Here is a 19,742-nt window from a genome sequence, read left to right on the forward strand (position 1 = left end):
ATAGATTTCTCCCTATCGCTGATAGAGGGGGTCTCTGATGCAGAAAACCGCACTGCGCGCCGCCGCCGCGGGCGCGATCATCGGCTCACTGGCCTACATCGCGCTCACCCTGGTGCACGGCTTCCTGCCCGGCACCGCGCACGAGCTGGCCGGACACGTGCTCGGCCGGGACTGGCGGGCCATCCACCTGGGCACGATCCTGGCCCTGCTGCTGTGGGTGTTCGCCTTCACCGCGGTCGGCTCGCTGATCACCACCGGTCCGGGCGCGCTGCTGGCCCGCTTCGCCCGGCCGCTGCTGGGCATCGCGTTCACCGTTTTCGCCATCGACTTCGCCCTGGACGGCTTCGGGTTCGCCCAGCTCGCCGAGGCCAGCGCGCACGGCGGGCACGCCGACCGGGCGCAGGCGATGGCCGGGCTGGACCTGCTGTTCCGGGCCGTGGTCGGCTCCACCACGATGCTGGTGCAGGTGCTCTTCGGCCTGTCCTTCGCGGTGTGGGCGGTGGTTCTCTGGCGCGCCCGGCGCGCGCCGGCGTGGCTGTGCCTGGCCGGGCTCGTCCCCGCGGCCGGCTGGTTCCTCGGCGGCTGCCTGATGTTCCTGCGGGTGCCCGGCGTCGGCTTCCCGGTGGTGGCTCCGCTGGCCGGGCTGGTGCAGCTGTGGGTGCTGGGACTGGGGATCGCCTGGTGGCGTCAGTCGCTCGGCTCGGTCACCGGCCGCCAGTCCACCGGGGTGGACAGGACCATCGCGCTGGAGGTCTCGCCGTAGGTGGCCAGCCGCTCCAGCAGGCGCTCCAGGGCCCGGATGGAGGCGGCGGCGACCTTGACCACCGAGCAGATGTCGCCGGTCAGCCGCACCACCTCCAGCACCTCGGGGCAGTCGTCGAGCAGCTCGGGGTGCACGGTGATGCAACGCGCGCCGTAACACTTCATCCGCACCAGCGCGATCACCGGCCGCCCGGCCGCGGTCGGGTCCACCCGCGCGTGGTAGCCGGCGATCACGCCGAGCTGCTCCAGCCTGCGCACCCGCTGCGCCACCGTGGGTGGCGAGACGTGCACCCGGCGCGACAGTTCGTTGTAGGACAGGCGCGCGTCCGCCTGCAGCGCCTCCAGCAGCGCCCAGTCCACCTTGTCCAGCTCCGAGTTCACGAACGTGAGCCTAAGGGCGGCAACCGGTTTCGAACGCAAGGCACGGCCGCCGGATTCGAGCCCGCCGCCCATTCCGGTTTGCCGGGGACAGCGATGGAATGGAGGCACACCACGAAGGGAGGAACCATGACCGAAACCGGCGGCTGTCCGATCATGGCCGAGCCGAAGCTGGACTTCGGCGGCACCACCCCGTACGAAGACTACGTGCACGCTTCGGTGCTGCATTCCTTGCAGCAGCGCTGGTCCAGCGACCCCGGCGAGATGTCCTTCCTGGTCATCACGCAGATCATGGAGCTCTACTTCGGACTGCTGTGCTTTGAGTGGCGGCAGGCGCAGACCGAGATGCGCGCCGACGACCTGGACTCCACGGTGCGCACCCTGCACCGCAGTGTGCTGCACGTGCAGGGCCTCAACGCGGCCTGGCGCTCCATCGCCAGGATGACGCCGGAGGAGTTCAACGCCTTCCGCGCCAACCTCGGTGAGGGCTCGGGGTTCCAGTCCGGCATGTACCGGCACGTGGAGTTTCTGCTCGGGGAGAAGTCCGCCTCGCTGATCGTGCCGCACCGCGCGGTGCCCGCGATGCACGCCGAGCTGGAGGCGGCGCTGGCCAAGCCCAGCCTCTACGACGACGCGCTGGCCCTGCTGCACCGCCGTGGCTACGCGGTGCCGCGCTCGGCCTTCGAGCGCGACTTCACCCAGGCGTACCAACCGGATCCCGAGGTGGAGAAGGTCTGGACGCTGATCTACTCCGACCGCGCCGAGCACCACGACGAGCAGCGACTGGGCGAGGTGCTCACCGACATCGCCGAGGAGTTCGCCCGCTGGCGCTACGACCACCTGCTGGCCACCCGCCGCGCGATGGGCGCCAAGGTCGGCACCGGCGGCTCGGCCGGGGTGGCCTGGCTGGAGAAACGCGTGCAGCGCACCGTGTTCCCCGAGCTGTGGACCGCGCGCAGCTACGTCTGAGGGTGGAGGAAACCATGAGTTTGGCCGACACAGCGCGGAAACTGGACGCGCTGGACCCGATCGCGCACTGCCGGGACGAGTTCGACCTGGACCCGGAAGTGGTCTACCTCAACGGGAACTCCCTCGGCGCGCTGCCCAGCGCGGTCGCGCCGCGGCTGACCGAGGTGGTCGGCGAGCAGTGGGGCCGCAGGCTGATCCGCGGCTGGGGCGAGGGCTGGTGGCGCGCGCCGGAACGCATCGGCGAGCGGATCGCGCCGCTGGTGGGCAGCGCGCCCGGTCAGGTGGTGGTCGGCGACTCCACCAGCGTCAACCTGTTCAAGGCCCTGGTGGCCGCGGTCCGGCTCAACCCCGGCCGCCCGGAACTGCTGGTGGACGCCGCGACCTTCCCCACCGACGGCTACATCGCCGAGTCGGTGGCCCGCCTCACCGGGGTGGCGATCCGGCAGGTCCTGATGCCCGAGGCGGCGGAGGCGGTCAGCGAGCGCACCGCGGTGCTGCTGGCCAACCACGTGGACTTCCGCTCCGGTGTGCTGCACGACATGGGCGCGATCACCGAGGCCGCGCACCGGGCAGGCGCGCTGGTGGTGTGGGACCTGTGCCACAGCGTCGGCGCGCTGCCGGTGGAGCTGGACGCGCACCAGGTCGACCTGGCGGTGGGCTGCACCTACAAGTTCCTCAACGGCGGACCGGGCGCGCCCGCGTTCCTCTATGTGCCGCAACGGCTCCAGGCCAGTTTCGACCAGCCGCTGTCGGGCTGGTGCGGGCACGCCGACCCGTTCGCGATGGCCGCGGGCTACACCCCGGACGCCGGCGTCACCCGCGGCCGCACCGGCACCCCGGACATCCTGTCCATGCTGGCCCTGGACGCCGCACTCGACGTCTGGGACAAGACCAGCATCGCCGAGGTGCGCACGAAGGGCTTGCGGCTCACCGACTTCTTCCTGTCCTGTGTGGACGAACTGCTCGGCGACCGGGTCACCGTGCGCACCCCGCGCACCGAGAACCGCGGCAACCACATCGCGCTGTCGGTGCCCGAGGCCGGCCAGGTGATGAAGGAGCTGATCTCCCGCGAGGTCATCGGCGACTTCCGGCCGCCGGACGTGCTGCGCTTCGGCTTCGCCCCGCTCTTCGTCCGCTACGCCGACGCGCTCACCGCGGTGCAGGTCATCGCCGACGTGCTCTGAGGACTTGCCACTTCGGCAACGAAAATTGCCGTCAGCGCCGAGCGGGCGCAAGGTGGGCGGCATGGACGAGAAGTACTGGGACACGCTCTACCGCGAGCGGGAGCAGGTGTTCAGCGGCGCGGCCAACGGCGTGCTGGTGACCGAGGTCGGTGGGCAGCCGCCGGGCCGCGCCCTGGACGTGGGCGCGGGCGAGGGCGGGGACGCGCTCTGGCTGGCCGGACAGGGCTGGCAGGTCACCGCCGCCGACATCTCCTCGGTCGCGCTGGCCAAGGTGGCCGCCGCCGCGCAGGCCCACGGCTGGTCGGTGGACACCCTGCACCTGGACCTGGCCGTCGCCGCACCGCCGCCTGCCGCCTTCGACCTGGTCACCGCGAGCTTCCTGCCGCTGTTCAAGGCCAACGGCACCGCCCCGCTGCGCGCGCTGGCCGAGGCGGTGGCCCCCGGCGGCACGCTGCTGGTGACCAACCACCACTTCGACGAGGTCGGCGACCACGAGGGCCACGACGGGCGGGTGGTGCGGATGGCCGACTTCTACCGGCCCGCGGACTTCCGGCCGCTGCTGGCGGAGGGCTGGGAGGTGGTGGTCGACGAGCTGCGACCGCGCCCGGAGCCGCTGCCGCCGGAGGCGCGGCACACCAAGGACCTGGTGTTCAAGGCGGTCCGCCTCACGCCGTGAGGTCCGCCAGTGCCTTGAGCACCGAGGGCCAGGCCGCCGACTCCGGGTCGATCACGCCGTAGTGGCCCTCGCCGGGCAGTTCGCGCAGCTCAGTGGGATCGCCGGAGGCAACGGCGGTGGCCGCGTAGGAGCGGCTGACCTCCGGCGGCACCCACGGGTCTGCCAGCCCGTGCAGCAGGATGCCGCGCACCCCGGTGGGCACCAGCCGGGTCGGGTCGGCTGCGGCGTAGCGCTCCCAGTGGGCGTCCGGCTGGCCGCCGAGCAGCCCGGCCACCGCCCCCTCGCCCAGGTTCTCCTCGTTGGCCAGCACCAGGTCCAGCACCCCGGCCAGGGACAGCACGCCCCGGATCGCCGGGCGGCGGGGCAGGTGCCACGGGTTGTGCGCGGGCAGCCGGTGCCTGCTGGCCGCCCACATCGCCAGGTGCCCGCCGGCGGAATGACCGAGCAGAACCACCCGATCGGGATCGGCCGACGCGCCGAGCAGGCCGGGCAGCGCGTCGATCGCGGCCGCCACGTCGTCCAGGGTGCCGGGCCAGCCACCCTCGGGCTGACCCACCCGGTTGTACTCGATCGTGGCCACCAGGTAGCCCTCGTCGGCCAGCGCGGCGCACATTGGGCCGGTGTGCGTGCGGTCGTACTCGGCGAGCCAGAAACCGCCGTGCACCACCACGATCACCGGGTGCGGGCCCTCGGCCACGGGGTAGCGGAGGTCGATCACCCGGTCCGGTCCGGGGCCGTAGCGCAGCACCCGGTCGGGGGCGGGCGCGGGGCGGGTCAGCACGTCACGCGAGTCGGACACGCGGCGACGCTAACACCGCCGGTCAAGGGAGTATGGGAGGCTGGCTTGCCCGAATTCGGGCAGGGAAGTTGCTCGCCCGGCCCACGCCGGGCAGTCTCGGACCCCGGAGGTACCTGTGGGCGTGGCGCCGCTGCCGGAGGAGCTGGTGCGGCACGTGGCCGCCAGCACCGGCCTGCCCGCCGCGGTCGCGGCCAGGGTGGTCAGTGACGTCATCGGGTACTACGCCGAGCCGGTCGAGGACTACGTCCGGCGGCGGCACCGGGAGCTGAGGCGGCGGAACCGGCGCAACGACGACATCTGGGCGATCGTGGCGGCGGAGCTGGCCGCGCGCCCGGTGGCGGCGCCGCGGCTGTCCGCCCGGCAGCTTCGCCGGATGGTCTACGGATAGGGAGAAATCGCGCATGTGCGGACTTGTCGGGTACGTCGGGCACCGGGATGCCGCCGAGGTGTTGCTGGAGGGCCTGCACCGGCTGGAGTACCGGGGTTATGACTCCACCGGGATGGCCGTGCTGAGCAAGAACAAGGCCAAGGTGGTCAAGGCCGCGGTGCGGGTGGCCGAGCTGCGCGAGCTGGTGCCGGACAAGCTCACCGGCGGCATCGGCATCGCGCACACCCGCTGGGCCACCCACGGCGAGCCCACCGACGCCAACGCGCACCCGCACACCGACACCACCGGCCGGATCTCGGTGGTGCACAACGGCATCATCGAGAACGCCGAGGTGCTGCGGGCCAAGCTGGCCGCCGAGGGCGTGGAGTTCAGCTCCGAGACCGACACCGAGGTGCTGGCCCACCTGATCGCGCGCAGCCAGGCCGAGCGGCTGGAGGACGCGGTCCGCGAGGTTCTGTCCGATGTGGAGGGAACCTACGGGATCGTGGTGCTGGACACCAGGTTCCCGCAGGAGCTGGTGGTGGCCAGGCAGGGCTCCCCGGTGGTGCTGGGCATCGGCAACGACGAGATGTTCATCGCCTCCGACGTGGCCGCGCTGGTCCGCTTCACCCAGCAGGTGGTCTACCTCGACGACGGCGAGCTGGCCACCGTGCGCGCGGGCGAGTACCGCACCAGCCGCCTGGACCGCTCCACCGTGGCCAAGACGCCCACCACGCTGGCCATGAGCGTGGAGGACTACGACCGCGGCGGCCACGAGACCTTCCTGCACAAGGAGATCCACGAGCAGCCCGCCGCACTCGACCGGGCCCTGCGCGGCCGCCTGGACGAGCGGTTCTCCACCGCCCGCCTCGGTGGCGTCGGCCTGGACGCCCGCGAGGTGCGCTCGATCCGCCGGGTCAAGTTCCTCGGCAGCGGATCCTCTTACTACGCGGGCCAGATCGGCGCCACCCTGGTCGAGGAGCTGGCCCGGATCCCCGCCGACGCCGAGCCCTCCTCCGAGTTCCGCTACCGCAACCCGGTGATCGACCCCGACACCCTCTACATCGCGGTCAGCCAGTCCGGCGAGACCGCCGACACGCTGGCCGCGGTGGCCGAGCTCAAGCGCAAGGGCGGCCGCCTGCTCGGTGTGGTCAACGTGGTCGGCAGCGCCATCGCCCGCGAGTGCGGCAGCGGCCTGTTCCTGCACGCCGGGCCCGAGGTCTCGGTCGCGGCCACCAAGTCCTTCACCAACATGGCCGCCTCCTTCGTCCTGCTCGCCCTGCACCTGGGCCGGGTCCGCGACCTGGGCCTGGCCGACGGCAGGCGCCTGGTCGAGGGCCTGCGCAGGCTGCCGGACCAGCTCAGCGAGATCCTGGCCGCCGAGGACGCGGTCCGCGAGGTCGCGCACAAGTACGCCGAGGCGCGGCACATGTTCTTCGTCGGCCGGGTGCGCGGCTACCCGGTGGCCCGCGAGGGCGCGCAGAAGCTCAAGGAGATCTCCTACATCCACGCCGAGGCCTACCAGTCGGCCGAGCTCAAGCACGGCCCGCTGGCGCTGATCAACCCGGAGATGCCCTCGGTGGTGGTCATCCCCGCCGATGAGACCTTCGGCAAGAACCTGGCCACCATCGAGGAGATCAAGGCCCGCGGCGGCCCGGTGATCGCGGTGACCAACACCGAGCTGCCCGCCGGGCTGGCCGACGACGTGCTGTTCGTGCCGCGCAACGAGGTGCAGCTGGACCCGGTGCTGCTGGGCATCCCGCTCCAGCTCTTCGCCCACCACATCGCGGAGAAGCTGGGCCGCGACATCGACCGGCCGCGCAACCTGGCCAAGAGCCTGACCGTGGAGTGAGTCTCAGCCGGTGGGGCCGGGCTCCTCCGGCTCCATCAGCAGTATCACCCCGGTGGTCTCCGCGCCGGGGGCGCGCAGCGCCGAGCACAGCACCCGCACGGTGATGGCGCGCCCCCGGCGGTTGACCGCGGCCAGCTCCAGCTCGTGGCTGTCCCCGCCGCCGTTGAGGATCTGCTTGATGGTCGGGCGGATCTGGTCCACCGGCAGGCCGATGTCCAGGTTCAGGAAGTGCTGCCCGACGGTCTCCTCCGGCCGCAGCCCCCACAGGTCCTCGGCCCGCCGGTTCCACACCTGCACGTGCAGGTCCCGGTTGAGCACGGCGACCCCGGAGCGCAGGCTGGTCAGGATGGCGGTCAGGAAACCGTTGGCCGAGTCCAGCTCGCCGGTGCGCTCCCGCAGCTCGTCATTGATCGACTGGAGCTCGTCGTTGGTCGACTGGAGCTCCTCGTTCATGGTCTCCAGCTCTTCGTTGGTGGACTGGAGCTCCTCGTTCGTCGTCTCCAGCTCCTCCACCGTGGACTGGAGTTCCTCGTTCGTGGTCTCCAACTCCTCGTTGGTCGACTGGAGTTCCTCGTAGGCGGTCTCCAGCTGCCGGTTGGCGTGCTCCAGCTCGTCCTGCAACCGACGGGCCGAGGTCACGTCCTGGAAGACCAGTGTGACCCCCAGCAGCCCGGACTCGCTGTCCACCAAAGGGTTCACCTGGATCTCCAGGTAGAACAGCTCGCCGGCCGCGCGGCGGTACTCCACGTCGGCGACCAGCACGGTGCGCCGGTCCAGCTGCGCCTGCTCGATGTAGCGCCGCAGCTCCACCGGGCGGTAGGAGATCTCCAGGTCCCGGAAGGGCCGCCCCATGTCCTTGGCGGTGACGCCGAAGAGCTTCTCCGCCGCCCGGTTGCTCACCGCGACCAGGCCGTCGGAGTTGACCACGATCTGCGCCACCGGGCTGTTCGCCAGGGCCTCGTCCCGCAGCAGGTCCAGGCCGGTCAGCTCGGTCCTGGGCTGCGGCGGCGGCAGCTCGGCGAACAGGGTGCTGTTCACCGGCAGGTGCCGGGGGACCTTGCGGAAGACCCGCCGCTTCAGGTCGATCGGGGTGAACAGGGTGGTGTGGCTGAGCAGCATCTCGGCCTTGCCCAGGAAGAGCACCCCGGTCCCGGCGAGGGCGAAGTGCAGCCGGGCCAGGATCCGGCCCTGGGCCTCGGCGTTGAAGTACATCAGCGTGTTGCGGCACAGCAGCAGGTCGATCCGGGAGATCGGCGCGTCCTGCACCAGGTCGTTGCGGCCGAAGATGACCGAGCGGCGCAGGTCCTTGCCGAAGGTGTACCGGTTGCCCACGGCCTCGAAGTAGCGCTCCAGCAGCTCAGGCGGCACGTCGCGGACTTCCCGGTCGGTGTAGGTGGCGTGCCTGGCCTGGGCGAGGCCCTCCTCGTCCACGTCGGTGGCGTAGATCTTCACCCGCCGCCGGAACTCCTCGGGGCCGAGCAGCTCGGCCAGCACCATGGCCAGCGTGTAGGCCTCCTCGCCGGAGGCGCAGCCCGCGCTCCACACCCGGATCGGACTGTCCGGGTCCTTGGCCGCGACCAGCTCCGGCAGCACCTCGGCGCGCAGGTAGTCCCAGGCGTCGGTGTCCCGGAAGAAGGTGGTGACGTTGATCAGGATGGTGTTGAACAGCGTGGTGAACTCCTCGGGGTGCACCTGGAGCTGGTCCAGGTACTCCGCGTAGTCCTCCACCCGCAGCTGCGCCATCCGCCGCTGCACCCTGCGCACCAGACTCGACCGCTTGTACCCGGTGAAGTCGAAGCCCCTGGCTTCCTTGAGGTAGACCAGGAGTGCCTCGAACTGCGGGTCGGTCTCGGTCACGTGTGCCCTTCCGGTGCGCCTGCCGCGCCGCGGCTACCGCCCGTTCCGACCGGCACCCGGCTGCCGTGACCGCAGCGTAGCCCACACCACCTTGCCGCCCACCGCGGAAAGGTGCCCCCACGCCGTGGCCAGTTTGGAGATCAACACCAGGCCCTGGCCGCCGGCCCGTTCCGGTCGCCTGGCCAGCACCGGCGGCGCGGCGCTGCCGTCCCGCACGGACAGGCACAGGTACGCCCCGCGCATCGCCACGGTCAGCTGGAACCGGGTGCCCGCGTGGCAGACCGCGTTGGCCGCCAGCTCGTTGACCACCATCACCGCCGCCTCGGACAGCTCCTCCACCTGCCAGGCCGCGCAGGCCTGGGCGACCACCAGGCGCGCCTGGTGACAGGCGGCGGCGTGCGGCTGGTACCAGTCGCGCAGCACGGTCGGCGGCGGTCCGTCCACCAGCGCGGCCAGCGCCTCGGCCGGGCCGGGGAACACCTGGAGGTGCCGGACCATGCCGATCCGGGCCATCGGCGCGTACATCTCCGGCGGCACCGAGCACAGCGCCACCGGCACCGCCGGCCACTCCGCCGCTCGGCGGGTCAGCGCCTGGAACACGGTCAGCGCCACCTCATCGCCCAGCCGCAGCCCGCTCAGCTCCAGCAGCACCCCGGCCGGCTGCTCGGCCAGGCACTTGGCCACCGTCGCGCGCAGCGCGGGCGCGCTGCCGATCCGCAGCACGCCGTGCGGCCGCACCACGGTCACCGGGTGATCCTGGTCTACCTGACAGGTCAGCTCGCCGCTCATCGGCTCAGCCCTCTCGTGGATCCGGCGGTCCGGTCGCGATCCGGTTGATCAGGTCGCGCACCAGTCTGCCCGCGGCCTTGGCCTCGGCGGCGTTGTCGGCGAAGCGGCGCGCCGCCCACGTGTTGCCGCGCTCGGTGGCCGACTCGGCCATCCGGTGGCCCAGCGCGCTCTTCTCCTCCAGCGCGCGCAAGGCCACCCACAGCGCGTTCTCCATCGCCACGCCCTGTTCGGCCATCAGGGTCTCCGGCGACCAGGCGTGCCCCACCCGGCAGCGGAACCGGGGCACCGGGTCGCCGGGCAGGTCGAACAGCGAGCCGTGGCAGGACGGGCAGGCCAGCCCGGCGGGCACCGCGCCCAGCTCGTCGGTGGTCATGGGCGAGAACTCGGCCATCTCGGTCTCCGCGGTGAGCAGGTCGTCCACGGTGCCGGCCGCGGAGGGCGCCGAGGCCGCGGCGAGCTTGCCGATCAGCTCGCCGATCTCGGCCGCGGACAACACGTGGTCGATGTCGTTGTGTTCCTTCGCGCTGCTCGGCATTGAGGGGTGCACCGCCTCGGCCGGGTCCTGCACCACGGCCAGCCCGCCGACCGCCTTGATCGAGGCCAGTCCCGCGGTGCCGTCATCCCGCGCCCCGGAGAGCACCACGCCGACCGCCCTGGACCCGAACGCCCTGGCCACTGAGCGGAACAGCGGGTCGACCGCGGGCCGGTGGTTGTTCTCGGCAGGGCCACGGGAGAGCTGGATCCGGCCGTCGGTGAGCAACAGGTGGTGGTCGGCGGGCGCGACGTAGATGTGGCCGAGGCGGGCCGGGTCGCCGTGCACGGCGTGGTGGGCGGGCAGCGGGCCGCACCGGCTCAGGATCCGGGGCAGCGCGCTGGGCGCGTCGCGCGGCACGTGCAGCACCACGAGAACCACGGCGGGCAGGCCCGGGGGGAGGGCGCCGACCACGGCGCACAACGCCTCGACCCCGCCCGCGGAGGCGCCGATGGCCACCACGTCCCGGCGGGTCATGGCTGCAAACTACCCACGATGGGCTGGGTCGAACCGACATCGGCCAGATGGCCGTTTCCCGGCTCGCCGGACCGGGAAACATGCAGGGCATGGCGGCGGCGGCCTCGAAGATCCAAGTCGACGTGGTGCGCGTGGGCGCGACCACCACGGTCTTCGTCCGCGGCGACGTCGACCTGGCCGCCGCGCCGGAGCTGGGCCGGGCGCTGGCCGGCAACGCCGCCGCGGGTACCGAGCTGGTGGTCGACCTCCGCCAGGTCGCCTTCCTGGACTGCGCCACCCTGCGCGTGCTGCTGACCGCCCAGCGCACCCAGCGCGCCCTCGGCGGCAGCCTGCGCTGCACCGGGGCGCGCGGAGCGGTGCGCAGGGTCCTCCAGGTGACCGGCGCGGCCCGGCAGCTGGGCTGCTAGACGCTCGCCGCCGGCGCGGGCTCGGCCGGTGCGGACGTCGCCGCGGCGGGCGCGGACTCGGCGCGAGCCCCGAAGCGGTCCACCGTCCAGCGGATCACGTTGTCCTTCAGCTCCACCCGCAGCACCACCGGATCAGCCGAGCCGCCCAGCTTCGCCAGCTGCTGCACCAGGTGCTTGCGCAGCTCGTCCACCACCGCGAAGGGCAGCGCGGAGGTCAGGGTGCGGGTCAGCGCGGAGCCGTCGGGGGCGGTGGCGGCCAGGTCGGCGCGAAGGGTGACCTCGCCGGGAGCGTCCTTGCCGACCGGGTAGCCGCCGAGGGCGTACACGGTCAGGCCTGCCACCTGGGCGGCCCGGACCAGGTTGCCGTCGGCGTCGGCCAGCCACACGTTCTGCTGCGTCATGCCCCCGATCATGCCTGCCGACGGCCGCCCGCGGGCCTTCGGACCCTCCCGATATGTTTTGTCGGGGGTGTGCGGCAAGCTTTCTCGCGCTGGCCAAGATCATCAAGATCAAACCCCCTGCGAGGAGAAGAGTTGTCGATGCCCCAGGCGTTGTCGGAGCAGGATCTGGAGCACGTCCGCGGTGAGCTCGCCGAGGGCAGGCTTCCGATCGTGTGGTTCACCTCCTCGGCCGTTGGCGTCGAGGAAGGTCGTTCCGGCAAGGTGCTGGCCCTGGGTGATGAGTCGGAGGGCGACTTCATCCAGGTCCGGCCGACCGGGTCGATGGACGTGCTGTCCTTCTCACCGAGCGAAGTCACCATCGTCAAGCCGTCCCGCAAGCGGACGGTGCCCCCAACCGAGGAGGTTCCCGTGACCACGGCCGAGGCCGAGTCCCCCAACGAGGCGCCCGCGTCCCCCGCGCCGGCGCCCGCGGCCGAGTCCGCGGCACCGGCCGCCCCCGCGGCCGAGTCCGCCACGCCAGCCGCCGCCGACAAGCCCGCCGAGAAGCCGAAGCCGGCCAAGCCCGCGGCCAAGAAGGCCGCTGCCGCCGGGGCGGCCGAGCTGACCGTCACCCTGACCGCCACCGCCGACGGCGAGTGGAGCGTCGAGGTGGTCAGCGGCAAGAAGAAGGTCAAGCCCGCACCGGTCGCCGCGGCGAACGTGGCGAACCTGGCCGCCGAGCTGCCGGAGGAGGCGGCCGAGGCCGTCCAGGCCGTCATCGACGCCGCCCGTGAGCGGCACCGTCAGCGCGTCGAACAGCTCCAGGCGGAGCTGGAAGCCGCCAAGCAGGCACTGGAGGAGCTGGCCGGCTGAGGGCCCGCTCAACCGTTCACCGACGGAGCCGTGCGCACTGCGCGCGGCTCCGCCGCTTTTTTCGATCAGCAGTTCTACCTGCGGAAATACGGTCCAGGGCACATCAACTCTTTAGTCGGGACGAAGTGTGTCCGACAGCTCACCGACGCCGTGGCGCCGGTCACCGCTACCCAGCCGGTTTTGACCCTAAACCTGTCGCGCGCACCACATCATTGGTTCATCGCCGCCAACGCTCAACCGCGGCGAGCCGAACTACCTGATGGAGGTGCCGCCCACCATGAGCGCACAGACGGTCTCCGCGACCATCGACGACCCGGCGAGTACGACGCGCCGGTCCAGCCTGCCCACCGCGCCGTGCAGCGTGGTCTGGAGCGGCGGACACGCGTACGTCCTGGAGCAGGGCTTCGGCCGCTCCCGCTGGGCCGGCGTCGATGACCGGGGCCGCGCGCAGTTGCTGACGAATGCGGACTTGCAGCGTCAGGGGTGGAGCACCCGCCGCGACATCTGAGTCGCGGCGCCCTCGCCACCCGTCTGATCCCCTCGGGCCACCCCACATCGACCCCGAACCGGTGTGGCACCCTGAGCAGCGCGGATCAGACGGGTGGCTGGAGGGGACGAGTGAGCAGCACCAGGCAGGAACCGGCCGAGGCCGAGCTGCCGGACCGGGTGTGGACCGTTCCGAACATCCTGAGCTTCCTCCGGCTCGCCGGAGTCCCGCTGTTCCTGTGGCTGCTGCTGGGCCCGAAAGCGGACATCCTCGCGCTGATCGTGCTCGTCGTCGCCGGTCTCTCCGACTGGCTGGACGGCAAGCTGGCCCGCTGGCTCAACCAGTCCAGCCGCCTCGGCGCAGTGCTCGACCCGGCGGCCGACCGGCTCTACATCCTGGCCACCCTGATCGCCTTCCTGATCCGCGACATCGTGCCCTGGTGGGTGGTCGCGGTGCTGGTCGGCCGGGAGGTCGTGCTCGGCATCGCGGTGCTCGTGCTGGGCCGCCTGGGCTACGGGCCGTTCCCGGTGCACTACGTCGGCAAGGCGGCCACCTTCTGCCTGATGTACGCCTTCCCGCTGCTGCTGCTCACCGACGGCACCTACACCGGCGCGGAGTGGTTCCGGCCGCTGGCCTACGCCTTCACCATCTGGGGCGGCGCCATGTACGTGTGGGCGGCGGTGCTCTACCTGGTCCAGCTCGGCGGCGCGCTGCGCGCGGGCAGCCCGGCCCGGCTCGCCCAGGCCAGTGGCGGCTGATCCGAAACCGGGCGAGCTGGGCATCCTCGGCCAGCTGCTCGGCGACCACCTGGACGCGGGCTACGAGGAGGCCCACCGCCGCCGCGACGGCGAACCCCCCAACCGGCGCAGCCACAAGCTCTGGCTGGTCACCGGCGCGCTGGTGGCCGGGCTGCTGCTGGGCGTGGCCGCCTCCGACGCCACCCAGCGCGCGCCCGGCGCGGACCAGACCCGGCGCAGCCTGGCCGACGACGTGGCCGCGGCCAGGGCCGAGACCGAGGAGCTGAGCCGCCGCGCCGCCGTGCTGGCCGCCGCGCTGGACCAGGCGCGAGGCAAGGCCCTCGATGGCGACGAGGCCGGCCGGGCCGAGCTGGAGCGGCTCAACGCGCTCACCGAGGCCGCAGGCGCCATCGCGGTGCGCGGGCCAGGGCTGGCCATCACCGTGCGCGACCCGATCGCCCGCGGCGAGCAGAACCACCAGAACGTGCTGGACCGCGACCTGCAGGTGCTGGTCAACGCGCTGTGGTCGAGCGGGGCCGAGGCGGTCGCGGTCGGCGGCGTCCGGCTCCAGCCCAGGGCCACCATCCGGCAGGCCGGCGGCGCGATGCTGGTGGACAACCGGCCGATCACCCAGCCCTACGTGCTGGAGGCGATCGGCCCGCCGGGGCAGATGCGCGAGGCGCTCTCGCACACCGAGGCCTACCGCCGCTTCCTCGCCTTCGCCGCCGACTACGGCACGGTGTTCACCGTGGAGAACCGGGACGAGCTGCGCCTGCCCGCCGCCGGGATCACCGAGGGCCGCCTGGCCGCCACCCTCACCCCGCCCCCGCCCTCATCGGCCACGAGCACACCGCCGCCCACGAGCACACCGGGAGGAAAACGGTGATCGCCCTGTTCGCCCTCGCGATGGGGGTCCTGCTCGGTCTGTGGCTGGACCCCACGGTGCCGGAATGGGCCCAGCCCTACCTGCCGATCGCCGTGGTGGCCGCGCTGGACGCGCTCTTCGGCGGCATCAGGGCCCGGCTGGACGGCAAGTTCGACGCCAAGGTCTTCGTGGTCTCCTTCGTCTCCAACGTGGTCATCGCCGCGCTGATCGTGTGGCTGGGCGACGAGCTGGGCGTGGGCGCGCAGCTGTCCACCGCGGTGGTGGTGGTCTTCGGCATCCGGATCTTCGGCAACGCCGCGGCCATCCGTCGACACCTGTTCAAGGCCTGAGATGACCGGCAACGGGCTGCCCAAGCGCTCCGGCGCGAAACACCGGCTGATCAAGATCAGGGACAACCGCTGGGTCACCGGGTCGACCATGGTGGTGCTGTGCGTGGTGCTCGGCGTCGCGCTGGTCGCCCAGGTCAGGCGCACCCAGACCGGCGAGGGCCTGGCCGAGGCCCGCCCGCAGGACCTGGTGGTGCTGCTGGACGGGCTGCAGGAGCGCGAGGCCGCGCTGCGCAAGGAGATCGCCGAGTCCGAGGCCACCCTGCGCAAGCTCCAGGAGGGCGGCACCGCCTCGGCGGCCGCGCTGGAGGAGGCCAGGCGCAGGGCCACCGCGCTGGCCGTGCTCACCGGCACGGTGCCGGTGACCGGACCCGGACTCCGGGTGGAGATCGGCGACGGGGCGGGCAAGCTGGGGCCGGAGGTGCTGCTGGACGTGATCCAGGAACTGCGCAACGCCGGCGCCGAGGCGGTGCAGACCGGTCCGGTCCGGGTGGGCGTGGACACCGCGCTGACCGGCGCGGACGGCCTGGTCCGGATCGACGGGACCACGCTGATCCTGCCCTACGTGATCACGGCCATCGGCGATCCCCCTACTCTTGCCGCGGCACTGAACATCCCCGGCGGGGTGGTGGACACAGTGGAACGCAAGGGCGGCTCGACACGCATCCAGCAACAGGACCGCGTGGAGATCACCGCGTTGCGGGCGGAACGCAAGCAGAAATACGCTCGACCAGCCGGTTGACACAAGGGTTGGTCGGCACGTCGCACCGGCACGGAAGGGGAACACTCGGTGAATGTGCCCGAGCAGTTGAAGTACACGGCGGACCACGAGTGGGTGCAGGTCACCGGCGATGGCGTGGTGCGCGTCGGCATCACCGACTACGCGCAGAACGCACTGGGCGACGTGGTGTTCGTGCAGCCGCCCTCGGTGGGTGACACGGTCAAGGCCGGCGACAGCATCGGCGAGGTCGAGTCCACCAAGAGCGTCTCCGACATCTACGCGCCGGTCGGCGGCGAGGTCACCGCGGTCAACGAGGCCGTGGTCACCGCGCCGGAGACGATCAACTCCGATCCCTTCGGCGAGGGCTGGCTGTTCGAGGTGCGCCTCGACGACGCCGCCGCGCTGGACGGCCTGCTGGACCCGGCCGCCTACGCCGAGAAGATCAGCGAAGCGTGATCTCGATCTTTCGCCGGCTCTTCGGCAAGCGCAGGAGCCGCTCAGGGAACGAACAGACCAACACGGTACGTTGGCAGGACACTTCGCAAGATCCATCGGGCACGAGGAGCACTCAGGTGAGCACGCACGACGGGCCCGGCGTTCCGCCGGAGCGTCCCGCAGAGTCCACTTCGGTCTTCCGGGCCGACTTCCTCGCCGAGGTCGAGGGCACCGAGACCGCGGCCCCAGAGCCGGCCATCTCCGGTGTCGACGCGCTGCCGGCCGGGTCCGCCCTGCTGGTGGTCAAGCGCGGCCCGAACGCGGGCTCGCGCTTCCTGCTCGACCGCGACACCACCAGCTCGGGCCGCCACCCCGACAGCGACATCTTCCTCGACGACGTCACCGTCTCCCGGCGGCACGCCGAGTTCCGCCGTGAGGGCGGGGAGTTCGTCGTGGTCGACGTCGGCAGCCTCAACGGCACCTACGTCAACCGGGCCCCGGTGGACACCGCGGTGCTGGCCAACGGGGACGAGGTCCAGATCGGCAAGTTCCGACTGGTCTTCCTGACCGGCCCCGGCGCACCGGCTCAGTGACGGCGGCCGGGCGGCCCCAGCATGGTGGCCTCAGCATCGGCACGGTGCTCTCGCAGCTCCGGGCCGAGTTCCCCGAGGTGACCATCTCCAAGATCCGGTTCCTGGAGTCGGAAGGCTTGGTCCGCCCGGCGCGTACCCCGTCGGGGTACCGCCAGTTCTCGCCGGTCGACGTCGAACGCCTCCGCTTCGTGCTCGCCGCGCAGCGGGACCACTACCTGCCGCTCAAGGTGATCAAGGAGCAGCTGGAGGCATTCGACAGCGGTGACGTGCCCACGGGCGCCTCCCCGCGCCCGCCGCGCACCCTGGTCGCGGTGGACGGCCTGCCCGGCGCCGAGGCGTTCTCGCCCGGCGGGGAGGTCCGGCTGACCCGCGAGGAGCTGCTGGAACGCACCGGCATCGACGGCGCGACCCTGGTCGAGCTGGAGCGCTACGGCCTGGTCAGGGCCGGGGCGGCCGGGTTCTACGACTCCGACACCGCCGCGCTGGTGCGCACCGTGCGCGCGATGACCGAGTTCGGCATCGAGCCCAGGCACCTGCGCGCGTTTCGTTCCTCCGCCGACCGGGAAGTAGGGCTGGTGGAGCAGATCGCTGCTCCACTCGCCCGGCAGCGCGACCGCGACGCCAGGGCGAGGGCGGACGAGGTGGTCAGAGAGCTGGCCGCGCTGTCCGTGACGCTGCACACGTTGCTGGTCAAGATCGGCCTGCGGGGCGTGACCGGCGGGTGACTCCCGCGCAGGTCGCGGCCGAAACGTGATGTTCGTGCCCGCGATGACATGGGCTGGAGCAGGCAACCGTGTCCTGTGGCGGGTAGCGTCGGAGGAGTCGGTACGCGATCCTCGTAGTGGCGGGGATATTGCGGTCCAACGCACTGGAGGAGGCGAGTTCCGATGAGCGAGATGCGCGTCGTCGGTGTGCGGGTGGAGCTGCCCGCGAACCAGCCGATCCTGCTGCTGCGTGAAACCGAAGGTGACCGCTATCTGCCGATCTGGATCGGCTCGGTGGAGGCGACCGCGATCGCGCTGGAGCAGCAGGGGGTGCGGCCCTCCCGGCCGTTGACCCACGACCTGCTCAAGGACGTGATCGGGGCACTGGGGCGGCAGCTCGAACAGGTCCGGATCACCGACCTGCAGGAGGGCACGTTCTTCGCGGAGCTGGTCTTCGACGGGGATGTGCGGGTCTCGGCCCGGCCGAGCGACTCGGTGGCGCTCGCGCTGCGGGTCGGCGTGCCCATCCACGCCGAGGAGGCGGTGCTCGCCGAGGCGGGCCTGGTCATCCCGGACGAGCAGGAGGACGAGGTGGAGAAGTTCCGCGAGTTCCTGGACTCCGTGTCACCGGAGGACTTCCGCGGGGCGGACACCTAGAGACAACGCGAACTTTCCACTCGGGCCTCCGAGATGCCGTCAGCGGCATCTCGGAGGCCCGAGTCGTTCAGTGATCAACCACTCTCCGCCGTCACACCATCGTGTGGTCAAGCTGTGATCTTGTGGCGGTTGTGCTGGGATGCCGGTCCGGTCGTCACCGTCCGACCAGGTGACGGCGCGGGAATCGGTTCAGAAGAGTGAATGGTGCCGAGGCTCCGGGCGGGACCGTGGTCCCTTCCCCGCGCGTCGCGTTGACCCGGGGGATGGCCCGTCTTACCGTCGGTGGCGAGTCAATCGCGCCGGGGCGGAACCAGTTTCCCGGCCGCCTGCTCAGGACCGACACGCCGGTGGGGACACGGGCGTGCGGTCGCCGTTGCCGACCGGAGGGTCGGCCGAGGGGAGGCACGCGTGGTCGAGGAAGCGCCAAGTCATCGAGGCGCGCCCGAGCAGGGTGCTTTGTTCCCTGACATGTCGTTGCCGGACGAGCTGGTCGGCTACCGGGGCCCGGCGGCCTGTCAGATCGCCGGCATCACCTACCGCCAGCTGGACTACTGGGCCCGCACCGGACTGGTCTCGCCGACCATAAGGAGTGCCCACGGCTCCGGCAGCCAGCGCCTGTACTCCTTCAAGGACATCCTGGTCCTGAAGGTGGTCAAGCGGCTGCTCGACACCGGCGTCTCGTTGCAGAACATCCGGGTGGCGGTGGACCACCTGCGCCGCAGGGGCGTGCGCGACCTGGCCCGGATCACGCTGTTCAGCGACGGCACCACGGTCTACGAGTGCACCTCCCCGGAGGAGGTGGTCGACCTGCTGCAGGGCGGTCAGGGCGTGTTCGGCATCGCGGTCAGCGGGGCGATGCGGGAGATCAGCGGCACCATCCACGAGTTCCCGGCCGAGCGGGCCGACGGCGTGGAGCTGCTGCCCGGCGAGGACGACGAGCTGGCCCGCAAGCGCCGCGACCGGCAGACCGGCTGAACCAGTTCTGCCGCCGGTTCGGTTCTGGCTGAAACCCCTCGGAATGGCCGGTGGCCGCTGCTTAGGCTCCCGCTGACGGCTGCCCAGGGAGCAGCCGCCCGCACTTGGGGGTTCCACCATGACTCGACGTCTGCTGACCGTGGCCGCGCTGGCCCTGGCCGCTTTCGGCGTCTCCGCTCCACTGGCCCAGGCCGCGCCCGCGCCGATCAGCTTCGGGCACGAGCAGGGCAAGTTCACCGGCACCAAGGACACCGTGTGCAACCCGATCATCGGTTGCACCTACAAGCTCGAGGGCAAGCTCAGCACCGCGGGTACGGCGCAGGACTGTTACCAGGTCCAGTGGACCGCGGGCAGCGGCTGGGGCGCGGTCAACGTGCCCCCGGCCTGCGGCGCGGGCGAGCACAGCGTGGCCCGCGGCTTCCCGTGGCCGGGCGCGCGCCCGACCGCGTTCCGGCTGTGCCTTCTCGGCACGGACGGCGCGGTGCGCTCCTGCGGCACGCAGCAGGCTTCCTGACCCGCGCCGCCGCCGCGCGCATCCCGGCAGGCTGCGCGCGGTGGCGGCCCGGCCACGCCCTGTGTCTGTTCGCGACCACGGCCGGTGACCTGGTGTTCTCGGGCACGTCGGAAACTTCCGGTTGACTCGGGCGGGGTAGGATTCGCGCGTAGTCGTGATCCCCACGCGGGAGAGCCCGGACCGGAGCCATCGGTCCGGCGCCGAAGGAGCAACTCCTCCCCGGAACCTCTCAGGCCAAGCGGACCGTGTGGGCAGACACCTCTGGAAAGCGGTCCGCGTTCGCGTGGACCCGCCGACGGTGCAAGTCCGGTGCTCAGTGGCCGGGTGAAGCTCTCAGGCGCCCGGAAACCGGGTACGGACAGAGGGGGAGGGCAGTTCCGCATGCCCACCCCTAGGCGCCGGAGG

The 19,742-nt window shown here is 71.8% G+C and carries 25 protein-coding genes and 2 riboswitches; of the genes, 19 read left to right on the plus strand and 6 right to left on the minus strand.

The window, feature by feature from the left end:
- The first annotated feature begins 37 nt into the window (after window positions 1-37).
- Entirely contained in the window at window positions 38-763 is a 726-nt protein-coding gene (locus N8J89_RS13480; RefSeq protein ID WP_283664685.1) for a hypothetical protein, read from the plus strand.
- Here N8J89_RS13480 and N8J89_RS13485 read toward each other — a convergent pair.
- On the minus strand, window positions 688-1,143 hold the full coding sequence (locus N8J89_RS13485; RefSeq protein WP_252481542.1) for an Lrp/AsnC family transcriptional regulator: 456 nt from the start codon (window positions 1,141-1,143) through the stop codon (window positions 688-690). The two genes, N8J89_RS13480 and N8J89_RS13485, sit on opposite strands and share 76 nt — an antisense overlap.
- Window positions 1,144-1,269: 126 nt before the next feature.
- Here N8J89_RS13485 and N8J89_RS13490 point away from each other — a divergent pair, with 126 nt between their 5' ends.
- The 3 genes from N8J89_RS13490 (at window position 1,270) to N8J89_RS13500 (ending at window position 3,969) form a co-directional block, all read left to right on the plus strand.
- Window positions 1,270-2,109, plus strand: a complete 840-nt coding sequence (locus N8J89_RS13490) for a tryptophan 2,3-dioxygenase (RefSeq protein ID WP_283664686.1) — start codon at window positions 1,270-1,272, stop codon at window positions 2,107-2,109.
- Between the two features lie 14 nt (window positions 2,110-2,123).
- Window positions 2,124-3,293 (plus strand): kynureninase, encoded by a 1,170-nt coding sequence (kynU, locus tag N8J89_RS13495; protein WP_283664687.1) that lies wholly within the window; start codon window positions 2,124-2,126, stop codon window positions 3,291-3,293.
- A gap of 61 nt (window positions 3,294-3,354) precedes the next feature.
- The gene (locus tag N8J89_RS13500) at window positions 3,355-3,969 is read left to right on the plus strand and encodes a class I SAM-dependent methyltransferase (RefSeq protein WP_283664688.1); all 615 of its coding nucleotides are present in this window, start codon (window positions 3,355-3,357) and stop codon (window positions 3,967-3,969) included.
- On the opposite strand, the gene N8J89_RS13505 is transcribed toward N8J89_RS13500, so the two are convergent.
- Complete coding sequence (locus N8J89_RS13505) at window positions 3,959-4,768, minus strand: alpha/beta hydrolase family protein (protein ID WP_283664689.1); 810 nt, start codon at window positions 4,766-4,768, stop codon at window positions 3,959-3,961. The two genes, N8J89_RS13500 and N8J89_RS13505, sit on opposite strands and share 11 nt — an antisense overlap.
- Before the next feature lie 115 nt (window positions 4,769-4,883).
- On the opposite strand from N8J89_RS13505, the gene N8J89_RS13510 reads away from it, so the two are divergent.
- Both N8J89_RS13510 and glmS read left to right on the plus strand, forming a co-directional pair.
- A complete protein-coding gene (locus tag N8J89_RS13510) occupies window positions 4,884-5,156 on the plus strand; it encodes a hypothetical protein (protein ID WP_283664690.1) in 273 nt (90 codons plus the stop codon).
- Window positions 5,157-5,169: 13 nt separating this feature from the next.
- Window positions 5,170-6,987 carry a glutamine--fructose-6-phosphate transaminase (isomerizing) gene (gene glmS / locus N8J89_RS13515; protein WP_283664691.1) on the plus strand — a complete coding sequence of 606 codons (1,818 nt, stop codon included), beginning with the start codon at window positions 5,170-5,172 and terminating at the stop codon, window positions 6,985-6,987.
- Window positions 6,988-6,990: 3 nt separating this feature from the next.
- On the opposite strand, the gene N8J89_RS13520 is transcribed toward glmS, so the two are convergent.
- The 3 genes from N8J89_RS13520 to N8J89_RS13530 are packed head-to-tail and all read right to left on the minus strand — an operon-like array spanning window position 6,991 to window position 10,642.
- Complete coding sequence (locus N8J89_RS13520; protein WP_283664692.1) at window positions 6,991-8,844, minus strand: CheR family methyltransferase; 1,854 nt, start codon at window positions 8,842-8,844, stop codon at window positions 6,991-6,993.
- Window positions 8,845-8,877: 33 nt separating this feature from the next.
- Complete coding sequence (locus N8J89_RS13525; protein ID WP_283664693.1) at window positions 8,878-9,633, minus strand: ATP-binding protein; 756 nt, start codon at window positions 9,631-9,633, stop codon at window positions 8,878-8,880.
- Between the two features lie 4 nt (window positions 9,634-9,637).
- Window positions 9,638-10,642: a chemotaxis protein CheB gene (locus N8J89_RS13530; protein WP_283664694.1), complete on the minus strand. Its 1,005-nt coding sequence runs from the start codon at window positions 10,640-10,642 to the stop codon at window positions 9,638-9,640.
- Between the two features lie 47 nt (window positions 10,643-10,689).
- Between N8J89_RS13530 and N8J89_RS13535 the strand changes: the two genes are divergently transcribed.
- Window positions 10,690-11,049 (plus strand): STAS domain-containing protein, encoded by a 360-nt coding sequence (locus tag N8J89_RS13535; protein ID WP_283664695.1) that lies wholly within the window; start codon window positions 10,690-10,692, stop codon window positions 11,047-11,049.
- Here N8J89_RS13535 and N8J89_RS13540 read toward each other — a convergent pair.
- Complete coding sequence (locus N8J89_RS13540; protein ID WP_283664696.1) at window positions 11,046-11,450, minus strand: hypothetical protein; 405 nt, start codon at window positions 11,448-11,450, stop codon at window positions 11,046-11,048. The two genes, N8J89_RS13535 and N8J89_RS13540, sit on opposite strands and share 4 nt — an antisense overlap.
- Before the next feature lie 138 nt (window positions 11,451-11,588).
- On the opposite strand from N8J89_RS13540, the gene N8J89_RS13545 reads away from it, so the two are divergent.
- The 12 genes from N8J89_RS13545 to N8J89_RS13600 all read left to right on the plus strand — a co-directional run bounded on the left by N8J89_RS13545 (window position 11,589) and on the right by N8J89_RS13600 (window position 19,337).
- Window positions 11,589-12,302 carry a DUF6319 family protein gene (locus N8J89_RS13545; protein ID WP_283666156.1) on the plus strand — a complete coding sequence of 238 codons (714 nt, stop codon included), beginning with the start codon at window positions 11,589-11,591 and terminating at the stop codon, window positions 12,300-12,302.
- A 277-nt stretch (window positions 12,303-12,579) separates the two neighbouring features.
- Complete coding sequence (locus N8J89_RS13550) at window positions 12,580-12,810, plus strand: hypothetical protein (RefSeq protein ID WP_252481554.1); 231 nt, start codon at window positions 12,580-12,582, stop codon at window positions 12,808-12,810.
- A gap of 110 nt (window positions 12,811-12,920) precedes the next feature.
- A complete protein-coding gene (gene clsA, locus N8J89_RS13555) occupies window positions 12,921-13,547 on the plus strand; it encodes a cardiolipin synthase ClsA (protein WP_283664697.1) in 627 nt (208 codons plus the stop codon).
- Window positions 13,537-14,412 carry a DUF881 domain-containing protein gene (locus N8J89_RS13560; protein ID WP_283664698.1) on the plus strand — a complete coding sequence of 292 codons (876 nt, stop codon included), beginning with the start codon at window positions 13,537-13,539 and terminating at the stop codon, window positions 14,410-14,412. Before clsA ends, N8J89_RS13560 begins: the two co-directional genes overlap by 11 nt.
- Window positions 14,409-14,741, plus strand: a complete 333-nt coding sequence (locus N8J89_RS13565) for a small basic family protein (protein WP_252481557.1) — start codon at window positions 14,409-14,411, stop codon at window positions 14,739-14,741. The genes N8J89_RS13560 and N8J89_RS13565 overlap by 4 nt, the downstream gene beginning before the upstream one ends.
- 1 nt (window position 14,742) lies before the next feature.
- Window positions 14,743-15,480, plus strand: a complete 738-nt coding sequence (locus tag N8J89_RS13570) for a DUF881 domain-containing protein (RefSeq protein ID WP_283664699.1) — start codon at window positions 14,743-14,745, stop codon at window positions 15,478-15,480.
- Window positions 15,481-15,528: 48 nt separating this feature from the next.
- Window positions 15,529-15,915 (plus strand): glycine cleavage system protein GcvH, encoded by a 387-nt coding sequence (gene gcvH, locus N8J89_RS13575; protein WP_283664700.1) that lies wholly within the window; start codon window positions 15,529-15,531, stop codon window positions 15,913-15,915.
- A gap of 116 nt (window positions 15,916-16,031) precedes the next feature.
- Window positions 16,032-16,487: a glycogen accumulation regulator GarA gene (gene garA / locus N8J89_RS13580; RefSeq protein ID WP_252481560.1), complete on the plus strand. Its 456-nt coding sequence runs from the start codon at window positions 16,032-16,034 to the stop codon at window positions 16,485-16,487.
- Window positions 16,484-17,212 (plus strand): transcriptional regulator FtsR, encoded by a 729-nt coding sequence (ftsR, locus tag N8J89_RS13585; RefSeq protein WP_283664701.1) that lies wholly within the window; start codon window positions 16,484-16,486, stop codon window positions 17,210-17,212. Before garA ends, ftsR begins: the two co-directional genes overlap by 4 nt.
- A gap of 162 nt (window positions 17,213-17,374) precedes the next feature.
- A complete protein-coding gene (locus N8J89_RS13590) occupies window positions 17,375-17,848 on the plus strand; it encodes a bifunctional nuclease family protein (protein ID WP_252481562.1) in 474 nt (157 codons plus the stop codon).
- Window positions 17,849-18,256: 408 nt separating this feature from the next.
- On the plus strand, window positions 18,257-18,823 hold the full coding sequence (locus N8J89_RS13595; protein WP_283664702.1) for a MerR family transcriptional regulator: 567 nt from the start codon (window positions 18,257-18,259) through the stop codon (window positions 18,821-18,823).
- A 118-nt stretch (window positions 18,824-18,941) separates the two neighbouring features.
- Window positions 18,942-19,337, plus strand: coding sequence for a hypothetical protein (locus tag N8J89_RS13600; protein ID WP_283664703.1), 396 nt, complete (start codon window positions 18,942-18,944; stop codon window positions 19,335-19,337).
- 156 nt (window positions 19,338-19,493) lie between these two features.
- Window positions 19,494-19,593: riboswitch (glycine riboswitch) on the plus strand.
- A riboswitch (glycine riboswitch) is annotated at window positions 19,594-19,706 on the plus strand.
- Window positions 19,707-19,742 lie beyond the last annotated feature (36 nt).

Origin of the sequence: Crossiella sp. CA-258035, assembly GCF_030064675.1 — a bacterium.
Lineage (GTDB): Bacteria > Actinomycetota > Actinomycetes > Mycobacteriales > Pseudonocardiaceae > Crossiella.